The organism is Mammaliicoccus sp. P-M58 (assembly GCF_022386165.1).
GTDB classification, from domain to species: domain Bacteria; phylum Bacillota; class Bacilli; order Staphylococcales; family Staphylococcaceae; genus Mammaliicoccus; species Mammaliicoccus sciuri.
In genome coordinates, this window is the sequence record NZ_JAJNJI010000012.1 from 24,450 (window position 1) to 37,924 (window position 13,475).

At 32.3% G+C, this 13,475-nt stretch carries 13 protein-coding genes; 5 read left to right on the forward strand and 8 right to left on the reverse strand.

Translation table 11 applies throughout. The features are described 5' to 3' along the window. Positions 1-137: 137 nt before the first annotated feature. From LQ694_RS12450 to LQ694_RS12465, 4 genes are all read right to left on the reverse strand, one after another. On the reverse strand, positions 138-974 hold the full coding sequence (locus tag LQ694_RS12450; RefSeq protein ID WP_048540065.1) for a YitT family protein: 837 nt from the start codon (positions 972-974) through the stop codon (positions 138-140). 515 nt (positions 975-1,489) lie between these two features. Beyond that, positions 1,490-2,443: an L-lactate dehydrogenase gene (locus tag LQ694_RS12455; RefSeq protein WP_218697171.1), complete on the reverse strand. Its 954-nt coding sequence runs from the start codon at positions 2,441-2,443 to the stop codon at positions 1,490-1,492. 23 nt (positions 2,444-2,466) lie between these two features. Further along, positions 2,467-4,065: an L-lactate permease gene (locus LQ694_RS12460; RefSeq protein ID WP_058612545.1), complete on the reverse strand. Its 1,599-nt coding sequence runs from the start codon at positions 4,063-4,065 to the stop codon at positions 2,467-2,469. Positions 4,066-4,354: 289 nt separating this feature from the next. Beyond that, complete coding sequence (locus tag LQ694_RS12465) at positions 4,355-6,076, reverse strand: ABC transporter ATP-binding protein (protein ID WP_135016997.1); 1,722 nt, start codon at positions 6,074-6,076, stop codon at positions 4,355-4,357. A gap of 185 nt (positions 6,077-6,261) precedes the next feature. Here LQ694_RS12465 and pbp4 point away from each other — a divergent pair, with 185 nt between their 5' ends. Beyond that, complete coding sequence (pbp4, locus tag LQ694_RS12470) at positions 6,262-7,629, forward strand: penicillin-binding protein PBP4 (RefSeq protein ID WP_218697170.1); 1,368 nt, start codon at positions 6,262-6,264, stop codon at positions 7,627-7,629. Positions 7,630-7,717: 88 nt separating this feature from the next. Further along, positions 7,718-8,467, forward strand: a complete 750-nt coding sequence (locus LQ694_RS12475; protein WP_049320929.1) for a M50 family metallopeptidase — start codon at positions 7,718-7,720, stop codon at positions 8,465-8,467. A gap of 307 nt (positions 8,468-8,774) precedes the next feature. On the opposite strand, the gene LQ694_RS12480 is transcribed toward LQ694_RS12475, so the two are convergent. Then, the gene (locus LQ694_RS12480) at positions 8,775-9,425 is read right to left on the reverse strand and encodes a metal-dependent transcriptional regulator (RefSeq protein WP_025905995.1); all 651 of its coding nucleotides are present in this window, start codon (positions 9,423-9,425) and stop codon (positions 8,775-8,777) included. A 144-nt stretch (positions 9,426-9,569) separates the two neighbouring features. Here LQ694_RS12480 and LQ694_RS12485 point away from each other — a divergent pair, with 144 nt between their 5' ends. The 3 genes from LQ694_RS12485 to mntC are packed head-to-tail and all read left to right on the forward strand — an operon-like array spanning position 9,570 to position 12,032. Further along, complete coding sequence (locus tag LQ694_RS12485; protein ID WP_049320931.1) at positions 9,570-10,283, forward strand: metal ABC transporter ATP-binding protein; 714 nt, start codon at positions 9,570-9,572, stop codon at positions 10,281-10,283. Further along, positions 10,280-11,104 (forward strand): metal ABC transporter permease, encoded by an 825-nt coding sequence (locus LQ694_RS12490; RefSeq protein ID WP_053084382.1) that lies wholly within the window; start codon positions 10,280-10,282, stop codon positions 11,102-11,104. Before LQ694_RS12485 ends, LQ694_RS12490 begins: the two co-directional genes overlap by 4 nt. A 10-nt stretch (positions 11,105-11,114) precedes the next feature. Further along, positions 11,115-12,032, forward strand: a complete 918-nt coding sequence (gene mntC / locus LQ694_RS12495) for a manganese ABC transporter substrate-binding lipoprotein MntC (RefSeq protein ID WP_196968613.1) — start codon at positions 11,115-11,117, stop codon at positions 12,030-12,032. A gap of 198 nt (positions 12,033-12,230) precedes the next feature. Here mntC and LQ694_RS12500 read toward each other — a convergent pair whose 3' ends face one another. From LQ694_RS12500 to LQ694_RS12510, 3 genes are read right to left on the reverse strand one after another with little or no spacing between them, the layout of a single operon-like run. Further along, a complete protein-coding gene (locus LQ694_RS12500; protein ID WP_196968612.1) occupies positions 12,231-12,722 on the reverse strand; it encodes a Na+/H+ antiporter subunit G in 492 nt (163 codons plus the stop codon). Then, on the reverse strand, positions 12,700-12,993 hold the full coding sequence (locus LQ694_RS12505; RefSeq protein ID WP_196968611.1) for a monovalent cation/H+ antiporter complex subunit F: 294 nt from the start codon (positions 12,991-12,993) through the stop codon (positions 12,700-12,702). Before LQ694_RS12505 ends, LQ694_RS12500 begins: the two co-directional genes overlap by 23 nt. After that, positions 12,993-13,475 carry a Na+/H+ antiporter subunit E gene (locus LQ694_RS12510; RefSeq protein ID WP_048540046.1) on the reverse strand — a complete coding sequence of 161 codons (483 nt, stop codon included), beginning with the start codon at positions 13,473-13,475 and terminating at the stop codon, positions 12,993-12,995. The genes LQ694_RS12505 and LQ694_RS12510 overlap by 1 nt, the downstream gene beginning before the upstream one ends.

Sequence of the window (13,475 nt, forward strand, 5' to 3'; positions counted from 1 at the left end):
TGATAATCATTATCATCATTCATATTCATGTATTATAGCATTTAATAGTATCTTTTTCTATCATTTTCTGAATATTTTCGTATTCCGTTCACAAAAAGAGGTTGGAACACTTAACGTATTCCAACCTCTTAACATTATTATTCATCTACTAAAAAGCCATTTCCAAGAACGTCTCTTACATCATGGACAACGACAAATGCATTTTCATCGAATTTTCTAATCATGCGTTTTGTTCTAGAAAGTTGTGTCTTCGCAATAACGACATATAAGACATCTGTATCTTTCTTAGAATAATAGCCTCTACCATTTAGAATCGTACAACCACGACCAATTTGTTCATCTATCATTTTAGCGATTTGATCAGGATTTTGAGAAATGATTGTAACGGCTTTTTTAGGATTTAGACCTTCAATTACAAAGTCCATCACTTTTGTTCCTACATATAATGAAATCACTGTAAGTAACGCTTTTTCTAAAGGCATTACAGTTAGTGAGAACATCACGACGATAAGGTCAAAGAATAATAGAGCATATGATGTATTAACGTCTAAATACTTATGCGCTATTCGAGCAAGAATCGTCGTTCCAGCAGTCGTACCACCAGATAATACAATTAGTCCTATACCTAGACCAACCATGAAACCACCAAAGATTGTATTAATTAAAATTTCATTCGTATGCACAACCCAAGAGTCAGTTAGACCTAGAAATACAGAAATAGCAATAACAGCTATTATCGTATAAACAGTACTTCTCTTGCTTAAAAATTTATAACCTAACGCAATTAAAATAGCATTTAAAATAAACGTAGACCATGCAGGTGAAATGTCGAATGCATAAAGTAAGATTAAAGAAACCCCAGTTACGCCACCTTCACCTAAATTAGCAGAAATGATAAAGGCATTAACACCCGTAGCAAAAATAAAAGACCCTGCCAAAATTAATATCATATCTCGTAAAATTCTATTTTTCATGACCTTACCTCCTCTATATTTTTTAACAGACATATAGATACTACCACAATCCTCAAATCCCCTCAACATGCCGATTATAAATAAAAGACTCTTTTATTTGATTCCGTCTTTAACTCACATGTTTCTTGATCTCGTGTGTTTACTTCGTCTTTAACTCACATCTTTTTCAATCTCGTGAGTTTACTCTGCCTTTAACTCACATCTTTCCGAATCTCATGAGTTTATTCCTACTTTAACTCACGTCTTTCCGAATCTCATGAGTTTATTCCTACTTTAACTCACGTCTTTCCAGATCTCGTGGGTTTACTCCGCCTTTAACTCACATGTTTTACAATCTCGTGGGTTTACTCCGCCTTTAACTCACATCTTCCACTATCTTATATCTTTAATCCCCTTCATTTTCACATTCGCCACTTAATTCAAACTGTCACCACCAAAAAAATACCGACAAAATCGTTTCTAGATTTTGTCGGTACTACCGTCTTCGTATATTAAATCCCTGATATATCTTCCTCTTAAAATTCTTTTTCAAATGGTGCTTGTATATCTTTCAACACTTTAACAGAGTTATCGAATAATGATTTTTCTTCTTCATCTAATGGCATCTCGATAACTTCTCTAATGCCTGATCTGTTTATAAGTGTTGGTACGCCTATATATACACCTTCATGTCCATACTCGCCTTCTAAATATGCAGACACTGTTAACACCACATCTTGGTTATTTAAAATGGCTTTTGTAATACGCATTAACCCCATTGCTACTCCATAATAAGTTGCACCTTTTGCTTCTATAATTTCATATGCTGCATCTCGAGTTTGTACAAATATTTCTTCTACTCTATGTTTGCGTGTTTCATCTTTTTCAATAATACTTCTTAATGGTTTACCTGCAATATTGGCATGTGACCATACTGGTAATTCTGAATCACCATGTTCACCGATAATGTTTGCATGTACACTTTGTGGTGCGACATCGAATTCTTCACTTAATAAATATCTAAATCTTGCTGTATCTAATATAGTACCTGATCCGATTACACGTTCTTTTGGTAAACCTGAGAATTTCATAGTTGCATATGTTAATATATCTACTGGGTTAGTTGCAATTAAGAATATACCATCAAATCCTGAATCCATAATTTCAGTAACGATTGATTTGAAAATTTTCATATTTTTTGCTACTAAATCTAGTCTTGTTTCACCTGGTTTTTGCGCTGCACCTGCACAAATCACAACTAAGTCTGCATCATGACAATCTTTATAATCACCTGATTTAACTTTAATTGGTGATGGTCCATAAACTGTACCATGATTTAAATCCATGACATCCCCGATTACTTTCTTTTTATCTAAATCTATGATGACAAATTCATCACAAATACCTTGGTTTATCATTGAAAATGCATAACTTGAACCTACTGCACCATTACCTACTAATACGACTTTTTTACCTTTGAATTGTTTCATTATAATCGCTCCTCAATTTATATTTATAAAATTATTGTTAAAATAAATGTCCATACACAGATGAAAATTAAGAATCCTACGCTATATTTCAAAGTCATTTTGAGCAATTCAGACTCTTTACCAACTTCTCTAACAGCAGCTGTTGCAATCGCGATAGATTGTGGTGAGATTAATTTAGCTGCTACACCACCTGCTGTATTTGCAGCAACTAACAATGGTCCACTTGTACCAATTTGACTAGCTACTGATGCTTGAATTGGTGCAAACAAAGTGTTGTTATTTACGACTGAACCAGTCATGAATACACCTATCCAACCTAATACTGGAGATAGTATCGGGAAGATGTTACCAGCTTTTGCAATACCTTGACCCATTGCACCTGTAAGTCCACCATAAGTTGTAATTTTCGCGATGGCTAAAATAAAGCAGATTGTCAAAATTGGTAACCAAAGTTCTTTAATTGTTACGCCTAATAAATTAAAGGCATCACTGAACTTAAAGTGTTTGGAAATGAGTATTGTGATCACTACTGAAATTAATATTGCAGTACCTGTTGCACTAAATATGTCGATTTTTAATGTAATCAGTTTATTTGTAATTTCATTAAATGTTCCTGGAATATTTATATTCCATACTAATGAAGAAAGTAAACCACCTTCAGCAAATAAAGCTTTGAAAAATGGTGCACTCCATATCATGACAAAAATCGTTAAAATATAGAATGGACTCCATGCATACATAATGGATTTAACAGAATGTTTCTTTGTTTCCAATACTTCTTGATCTGAAACTCTGAAAATATTTTGAGGTTGGTAATATTTTGAGAAAATTGCTAATGCAACCATTGATAATAATGGTGGTATAATATCAGCCAATTCTGGACCTTGGAAATACGTAATCAATATTTGTAAGCCAGTATATGTTGTACTTACAACAAGTATCATCGGTAAAATTTCTTTCACACCTTTAAATCCATCTAATATCATGACAAGTAAAAACGGAATAAAGAAGTTCAAGATTGGGAGTGTAAGTGTTGAAATCTGTGATACTTCAAGCGCTGAAATATTACCGTGAAGACCTAAACTATCTATAATACCAACTGGAATACCTATAGCACCAAAAGCGCCTGCTGCTCCGTTAGCAATTAAACAAAGCATTGCTGCCTGTAAAGGTTTAAAACCAATTTGAATTAACAATACACTACATATTGCGATAGGGACACCAAAACCAGCAGCACCTTCTAAAAATGCATTAAAACTAAAACCTATTAATAATAATTGGATACGTTGGTCTTGAGAAATACCTGAAATACTATCTTGAATGATACTGAATTGTCCTGTACCAATTGAAACTTTGTATAACCATACTGCCATTACAACGATATAGCCTATTGGAAGAATACCTTGAAAGAACCCTTCTGTTATAGCACCAATCGCCACAGTATGTGGTAATTCGAAGATAAATGATGCAATGACTAAAGTTACAATAAGTGTTGTAATAGATGCATAAATACCTTTCATTTTAAAAACTGTTAAACATAATAGAAATAATATAATCGGTATACTAGCAACAATTGCTGATAGTGTAACGTTGTCTAATGGATTTATATTATTTAGTAGCACAATGAACAACTTCTTTCTTATTTTTATTTTTCAAGATGCGCATCTTTAATATTTGTGATTCTTTTCACAATGTAAATATAGCACCTCAATTTCTTGAGGTCAATAGGTTTTACGCATATTTTGTGAAAATATTCACGATTTATTTTCTACTGCTTTTTTGATTTTTATTGAATCCTTTGCCCTATCTAAATGGTTGCGTTTTCATTATTTCTCATATTTTTTTAATTTTTTATAATAAAAACAAGATCCTGAAATATTTTTCTAGGATCTTGTTCAATTCAGTTCTATTTTATTCAGTTAAACTTTGCGTATTTACAAAATGTCTATACTTTTCATGAGATGCTAATAATTCTTGATGTGTACCTACACCTGTAATTTGACCTTTATCTAAAAATACAATTTGATTCGCTTTTTTAATCGTAGCAAGTCTATGTGCGATCACAATAGTTGTGCGATCTTTCATTAATTCATTTAATGCTTGTTGAATGTAGAATTCACTTTCACTATCTAAATTAGCTGTCGCTTCATCTAATAGTAAAATATCTGGATTCTTAATGAAACTCCGTGCGATATCTATACGTTGTCTTTGCCCGCCAGATAATTTTGTACCTCTTTCACCGATTTCTGTATCAAACCCTTGTGGAAATGCCATTATAAAATCATAACATCGTGCCATCTTCGTATAGTGTACAAGTGTTTCTTCTTCTACTTCTGAATAGACACCATATGTTAAATTATCTCTTATCGTCCCTGACATCATTGCATTAGATTGCATAACATATCCAATTTTCTGTCGCCAATATTTTAAAGATATATCATCTATTGGTTGGTTTCCATATAATATTTGGCCGTGATCGATTGGATAAAGTCTTTCAATTAAACTGAACAGCGTACTTTTTCCTGAGCCAGAAGGGCCAACAAATGCCGTAACTTCTCCAGATCGAATAGATAAAGATAAATCTTTAATAACGGAATGAGCTTCATATCCAAATGAAACATTTTCAAATGTAATATCTTGATGATTCGTAATCGGTTGATTATGATCATCGCCTCTTTTTTCAGCTTCTTCTTGATAAATCTCATAGATACGTTCACTTGCGCCGACAGCTTTCTTATAATCCGTTAAAAACATTGAAAAATTCAAAATTGGCGCTGATAATTGCACGACATAGAATATCATTGCGACCAAAGTACCTGCAGTAATCGCTCCACTCGAAACTCTAATACCACCAAAACCAAGTATCACAGCTACTGTTAACGTCATAATAACGCCTGAAAGCGGGGAAATGATTGCTCTGATTTTAGCTTCTTTTAAACCAAGATCATATATGCCTAATAAAGTTCCTTTTGTTTTTTCGAGTTCTTTTTCTTCTGAAGTTGTCACTTTTACTAATTTCATTTCAGTCAATACTCTTCCTAATATACCGCTGAATCTAGAAATCTCAGTTTGTGTATCTTTTGAGATTTTACCCATTTTTCGTCCTAAAGGTACCATTATCCCGATAAATATAGGTAAGATTAGAAATGTCATGAGCGTCATTTGCCAATCTAAAATAAATAACATCACTATCGAACCAATAAGTGTTAACAATGATGGTAATACGCTAGGTGCTTTTTCAGAGATAAATAAGTTAATCACATTCGTATCATCTGTAATTCTACTCATCAATTGTCCACTTTCATTTTTGTCAAAGAAACTCATTTTCAAATTGATTAAATGCTTCCAGAGCTTTTCCCTAATTGAATAAATTGTTTTTTCACCAATCTTGCTTAGTAAATATGTCCCAATACCACTCAAGACTGCATTTACTAAAAATACGCCAATAAATAGCCAAACCATTCTTAAATCTAAACTTTCTGCATTAAATGTATCTACTAATTTCCCAGTAAATAATGGTACAAGCAAACCACTAAGACTACCTAAAATTGAAAGTGTCATAGCCGTAAACACTAATTTTTTAGGCCAGTCTACCTTTTTTAGTAAATAAAGCAGAGGATTTTGTTTTGTCATTTTAATAACCTCTTCACTAAAATTAATGATATAGTTATATTTTACAGCATTGAGATTATACATACCAAATTTAAAATATGTTCACAAAAAATTAACGTTCATTTGTTATCTTATTGTAGGGTAGTTAATTAATATATGTTAGAATGATATAGTTAATTTTAAAAATAAATAAAGAGGTCTTATTCATGAAAAAAAGTCTATTATTATTTTTTGCATTACTTATTTTGAGCATATCAGTAACTCAAAATGCTTATGCAGCGGATAATCCGAAATCACCAACACAAGTAGCCAATGAAAATGGATACTCACTCGGTGAAATCTATGAACCTGAAGGCGCTATTAACTATAGTTCTGAGACTGGTCAAATTATGTATGAATATAAAATAGATGCTAAATGGTATCCAGCAAGTATGTCTAAATTAATGACATTATATTTAACTGAGAAAGCAATCAATAGTGGCAAACTTGATAAAAATGCTAAAGTTAAAATGACAGATGAAGAATATCGTTTATCTACATTACCAGAATTAAGTAATACAAAATTGTATCCAGGAGATGTATATACAATCTCTGAACTTATGCAAATAACCGTTTCTAACTCTTCAAATGCAGGTGCGATGATTTTAGGAAGAGAAACGATGAAAGCTGAGAACTTAGCTTCTGCTAAAAAGATAGATAAAAAAGATAAAGACTCAAATAAAAATACTGCATCTAAACAACAAAAAAAGGATTTAGATTCTGACTTTGTTGACTACATGAATGAAACAGCAAAGAAATTAGGTATGGAACATACAAAATTCTACAATGCCAACGGTGCTTCTAATAATTTATTACTAGAATATAAAGCTAAACGATATCAATCAGATGAGGATAATTATTCAACATCTAGAGATTATGCAATTTTAACGCAACATCTTGTAAAACAGTATCCTGATATTTTAGAATACACTAAAAAAGTTGCCCCTACTGTTCACTACGTTACATATTATACGTATAATCATTCACTTGAAGGTGCAGATATGTCACTTAAAGGTACAGATGGTCTAAAAACCGGTTCTAGTGATACAGCGGACTATAACCACAGTCTTTCTACTAAGAGAGATGGATTAAGAATTAACCAAATTCTCTTTGGTGCCGGAGACTATAATAGTGTCGGTGGTGAGAAAGAACGTAATATGATGGGTAATAGCTTGATGGAAAAATCATTCAAAGAATATGAATGGAAAAAAGTATTATCTAAAGGGACTCAAAAAATTAATGGCAAGAAATATTATGTAACAGAAGATTTATATGATGTCGTTCGTAAAGGCGTAGATTATAAAGTTGTACTTAAAGATGGACGTGCAAGCATTGATTATAACCGATCTTATATCAATGATAGCTATGGTCCACCATCTGTAAAAGTAGAAACGCCAAGTAAACATAAATTTAACGAAACAAAGAAAAAAGTAACAAGTACTGATAATAGACCTATTATTATGACAGCATCTATTTTACTTGCTGTCGGTATTATCCTTTTATTAACTTGGTTAATCAAGCGTAAGAAAAAATAATAACGGATATTAAGTCTTAAGTCCGACAACAAAAACGTCACTTTAGTGTAGAATAGTCTTAAACTATTCAATACGAGGTGACGTTTTTTTGATTCAATTTTTACCGAATTTTCTATCAGAACCAATTAATTTATCCTTAACAATGATAACGATCATCGCGCTTATATATGTATTTGTTCATCATAGAAGACAACAACCCATTTTAAGTTTAATCGATATTATTCTAGGATATTTTCCAATACTCATCCATGAGATGGGTCATGTTATAGCAAATAAACTATCAGGTGGTAAGCCTAAAGACCTCGTAGTTGTTTGGCGTCGTAAAGAGCGTATGGAAACCGGTAGACAAGGTTACGCCGTTACTGGTTCTAAATCACGATTAAATCAATTTATAACGACTTTATTCGGTTATATCATGCCGCCAATTATGTTGATTTTAGGTGTATGGCTTAAACATCACACATTCGGACCAATTTTCTTAATCATTCTTCTGATTATGTTTTTATTCTATGTCATATTAACATCTAAGAAATTTATCCCAAGTATCATTCTCGTCATTATTGCAGTAGCTTTATATGAAGTACTGTCTGCACCGAATATACATGACTTTGGACAAATCATTACGTATATTTATCACATTAGTTTAGGAACATTATTAGGTGAAGTCGCACAATCAAGTATTACAATATTCCTATTAACATTCTCTCGCTCAAGACAAGAATGGGATGGTAGTCAGTTAAAACAGCTCACTAAAATTCCAACTATTTTCTTTAGTGTCATATGGATAGCAATTAATGTATATGCGGTTATGTATACTTTTAATATTTTATGGCCATAGATATTGGTACCTTTAATATGGAGTCTTCACGTAGTGTAATTATATTTTATACTTAACTGCACGATATCTCGTAGTCTTCGTGCGTTACACCCTGATTTTGTACCTTAGCGCACGATATCTCATAGTCTTCGTGCGTTACACCCTGATTATGTACCTTAGCGCACGATATCTCGTAGTCTTCGTGCGTTACACCCTGATTTTGCACCTTAGCGCACGATATCTCATAATCTTCGTGCGTTATATTGTATCCATTATCAATAAAACCAGCAGAAATTCATTCTATTGAATTTCTGCTGGTTTTTATTTATTAAGCTGTTTTTATACCAAACAAATATGATGCATTTGTTTCACTAATCATAATTGTTTTATCTTTTAGTTTAAGTTCTATGAGTTGGTTTAAGCTATCTTTATTGCTAATTGTAACTACATCGCCAATATGCAATTCTTGATTACTTAAATAATCTAGGAGATTCACGTAATCCATTACACGTTTAATTTCAACGTCATCTCCAATTTCAAACTCATTTAATGATGTGTTATAAATTTCTTCTATTTGATTCTCTCTTGGAATAATACCACCATGCGGACAAGTTGTTGGGTAACCCATTAACTTATCTATCTTATCTATAAAACGGTCAGATACACGATGTTCCAGTATTTCTGCTTCTTCGTGAACCTCATCCCAAGTATATTCAAGTTCTTCTATTAAGAATCGCTCTATTAGTCTATGTCTTTTAATAATATTTGTTGTATGATCTAAACCCTTTTGAGTTAATTTCACACCTTTATACGGACGAATATCTACGTAGTCATCCTTTTTCAAACGTAACATCATTTCACTAACTGATGAAGGTTTAATATTTAAATCTTGCGCTAAATTCTTATTGGATACGTAATCTGTTGTGCCATTTAATCCAAAAATCGCTTTTAAGTAGTCTTCTTGTTCTTCAGTCAACATCTACTCTGACCTCACTTTTATTATCATATATTTATTGTACCACGATTTATTTTTACAGGCTATCTCTTGACTTTAGATAATTTTCTTATATAATCGAATTATAGTTTAGGTAAGCCTAAACTTATTTTTAGAAAAGGTGATAACATGTTGCAGGTAAAAAATTTGAATTTATATTTAGGACAACAGCACATTTTGCATGATATTAATTTAACCATTGAATCTACAGGTGAATTAATTGGAATTATGGGACCAAACGGCGCAGGAAAATCTTCATTTATTAAATCGATTTTGGGTGAATTTAAGGCATCAGGAGAAGTTTATTGGCATGATAAGCCGATAAACCAACAGTTGAAACAATTAACGTATATTCCTCAAAGAAATCTATTAGATTTAGATTTCCCTATCACTGTTCAAGATAGTTTGTTAACAGGCTATTATGCTACATCAGGTTGGTTTAGACCTTTAAAGAAAGAAGCTTATCAAAAAAGGGATCAATTAATGTCAGAGTTACAACTAACTGAATTAAAGGATAAGACATTAAATCAATTAAGTGGTGGTCAATTACAACGTGTTCTTTTAGCAAAGTCTTTAATGAAAGACAGTGATTTATTATGTCTCGATGAACCATTTGTCGGTATTGATTTTAAAAGTGAAGAAATCATGATAAACATGCTTAGAAGATTAAAATCAGAAGGAAAACTCATCATTATTGTTCATCATGATATTCAAAAAGCCAAATTATATTTCGATAGAATCATCCTCCTCAATCGAACTATTAAATTTTTTGGCACAGCATCTGAAGCTTTAACAGAACACAATATTAAAGAAGTATTTCTAAAGGAAGGCGTTACACCATGATTAATGAATTTATCTCATCCCTAATACAATATAATTTCTTAAGTCGAGCGCTGATTACTGCTATTGTAGTTGGTATTGTTTGTGGCATTGTAGGTAGCCTCATTATATTAAGAGGTTTGTCTTTAATGGGTGATGCTATGAGCCACGCTGTACTGCCTGGTGTTGCAATAAGTTATGTATTAAACATCCCAATGTTTATAGGTGCGCTTGTTACCGGTATGTTAACGAGCTTTCTGATTGGTTACATTGCCCAACACTCAAAAACTAAAAATGACGCAGCTATCGGTATTATCTTTACTGCATTCTTTTCCCTTGGAATTATTATCATAAGTCAAATTAACTCCTCTACTGATTTATATCATATTTTATTTGGGAACATATTAGCAGTAACTTCAAGTGCATTTTATACAACGAGCATAGTCAGTATAATTGTTATCGCTTGTGTCATATTATTTTACAAACCCTTGCATTTATCAACGTTTGACCCTATTGCAGCTAGAATGAGCGGTTTAAATGTAAAAGTCATTCATTATTTTGTCATGATGCTATTAGCACTCGTTACAGTTGCTAGTTTACAAACAGTGGGCATTATACTTGTGGTTGCACTACTCATTACACCGAGTTCAGCTGCATTTTTAATTACAAAATCATTAAAATCAATGATGATTGTAGCAAGTGTTATCAGTGCAATTTGTGCGGCCTGTGGCATGTATATTAGTTACCTTTATAACTTACCAAGTGGCGCGTGTATCGTATTAGTCTGCTGCTTAGTGTACATGATTACATTCACTATACATAAAATGAAATTAAAATTTGCTTAGGAGGTTAAACATGAAGAAATTATTTATGCCATTACTCGCTATCATTGTTTTACTATGTGCTTGTAATGCAACATCATCTAATGAAGACAAACATTTAAAAATAGTAACAACAAATTCAATATTAGCCGACATGACTAAAGAAGTAACAAAGTCTGATGCGAAAGTTACAAGCATCGTCCCTATCGGACAAGACCCTCACGAATATGAAATTAAACCTAAAGACGTCAAAGCATTAACAGATGCAGATGTTATTATATATAATGGTTTTAACCTTGAAAGTGGGAATGGTTGGTTTGAAAAAGCATTAGAACAAGCAGGTAAAAAAGTCTCAGACAAAAATGTTATTCAAGCAACTGAAGACGTTACACCTATTTATTTAAAAGGTGGAGAAGGCGATAAAAATAAAATCGACCCACACGCTTGGTTAAGTATTGAAAATGGTATAAAATACGTCAATACAATTGAAAAACACTTAAGTGATATCGATAAAGATCACAGTAAACAATTTAAAGACAATGCTGAGAACTACACAAACAAGTTAGATAAACTACATCATAAAATGATGACAGCATTCAGTGATATTCCCGAAGATAAACGTGCTTTTATAACAAGTGAAGGTGCATTTAAATACTTTGCGAAAAGCTATCATATTACACCAGGATATATATGGGAGATTAATACAGAAAAACAAGGTACACCAGATCAAATGAAACAAGCCATTAAATTTGTGAAAGACCATGATCTAAAATCATTAGTCGTCGAAACAAGTGTTGATAAGAAAAGTATGCAAACATTAGCAGAAGAAACAAACCTCAACATTAAAGATGAAGTATTTACAGATTCAATCGGTAAAAAAGACTCTAAAGGCAACTCATATTACAACATGATGGAACACAATGCAGAAGCTATTCATAATAGTATGAAATGATGAAAAAAGAGGCCGAGATTTAATCATCTCGACCTCTTTTTTGTGTATTTAACTTCCATTATTCCGAATTCTGGTAATTAGAATGCTGTAACTTCCATTATTCTGAATTGTGGTAGTTAGAAGTCGTATCCTTAGAGACATTTCTCAGAATTCTGTCCCTAACGACACCCATAACATACACTTCTCAAACAATTTCTATTATTTTAATGTTGGCTCATCTTTTTTCATGACTTGTTTATATTTACTAAATGTTTCTTTATCATTTTTAGAAAATGCTTCGTTCATCATTTGTCTTTTTTCGGCTCTTCTTCTTCTGTCTTTTTTTGTTTCTTTACGATCATACCTGAAGTTTAGTGAAGTACCTTTTTTAGTAAATTCTTTCATATACATATATGATCCTGAATTATAAGCTGCTCTAATAATCATATGTCCTGCTACTGGAGATGTTAAATATAAGAACAGTATTGTTAATAATGTACGGACACTAAAGTATTCTTGTGTCACTAAGAAATATATAAACACACCTGTCAAAGTAAGCAACACAGATAATGTAGAGCTTTTAGTAGCGGCATGACTTCGAAGAAATGTATCTCTAAAGCGTACAATTCCTATCGCACTAATGAGCGCTGCTATTGAACCTAACAATATTGATAAAGCGGCAATTAAACTAACGATCTCGCTTAGATTCAAAGACACGACCCCCTTCTATGAAACGTGAAATACCTACTGTACTCAAGAAAGAAAGTATTGCGATAATTAAACTCGCTTCTAAATAACTGAATGTATCATAAATAATGCTTAATACCCCTACTACGGAAACTAGAATCGCACCGATAGCATCAAAAGCAATGACTCTATCTGCGGTAGTAGGACCTATGATCGTTCTGAGAAGTACGACAACAATGGAAATACCATATATAAAAAGCGCTGTTTTGATAATTGCTAAAATGATAAATGACATTATTTAAGCACCTCCCAGATTAGTTTTTCGTATTTCTTAATTTGCTTCGTTAAAATTTCTTTTTCTTTATCTGAAATATCAATTGCATGTATAAAGAATCTTCTACCATCAGGTGAAAGTCTAAGCACGACGGAACCTGGTGTAAGCATAATAAGCAATGTTAACAATGTAATCGCCCAATCTTGTTTTAACGTTGTTTCATAAGTTACAAGACCTGGATTAACTTTGTTCGTTTTAAATAAAATATAATTGATTGTTGTCATACTTGAAGTCACAAGTTGATAGTTATAAACACATATAAACTTGAAGATTACCCAAACCTTTTTCAAGTAGAAGACATGTCCAAAGAATCTATGCATTAAATAAACAATAAAGATACCAATGAGATATCCACCTACAAAGGTTGATAAATGAAATTTATCTTCATCTTGGAACAGCGTCCATAAGAAGGCGATTAAAATATTTAATAACAACTGTGCCAT